Below are 526 nucleotides of genomic sequence, written 5' to 3' on the forward strand. Positions count from 1 at the left end.
TATAACACTACAGCCAATGTTTTTAAACTATCTTTAAAAGATGAATATCATCCTGAATCTGTAAATGAAGATTATTTGATAGAAGATGTTCTGCAGAGAGCATTCATAGATGAGTCATTAGAACCACAGCCTTCAAAATTAGAAATAGATTCTTATAATATTTTAGAGAGTAGGAGAGGAGAGATTAATGTAGAAAAGTATAAGGAGATGTTTGCTAAAATGCGTAAAAAGTGCAAGAAGAAGAAAAAGAAGAAGTAATTCTTGGAATAAAAGGAGATAAAAAGTACTTCATTTATTTATTTTTTGATGTTTTAAAGAAACATTGACATTACTTAAAATCCCTTCACTGTATAGTATCATTTTCAGTTTACTTATTTAGTTGAAAAAAGTAAAATTCACAAATCATTGATTAGTTGTTTATTATGAAAAACTTACAAAAAAAGTATAAATTTTTGGTTTAAAAGTTTGGTGGGATTGAAAAGAGTGTGTAGTTTTGCACCCGCAAATAACAAAACACGGTTTTAGA

The 526-nt window shown here is 27.4% G+C and carries 1 protein-coding gene; it reads left to right on the forward strand.

Features of this window, described 5'->3' with window-relative positions:
• On the forward strand, positions 1–258 hold a 258-nt coding region (locus Q1A15_RS20925; protein ID WP_299628393.1), incomplete at its 5' end, for a DUF4294 domain-containing protein.
• Between the last annotated feature and the right edge of the window lie 268 nt (positions 259–526).

It is taken from the genome of uncultured Tenacibaculum sp. (genome assembly GCF_947495995.1).
Lineage (GTDB): Bacteria > Bacteroidota > Bacteroidia > Flavobacteriales > Flavobacteriaceae > Polaribacter.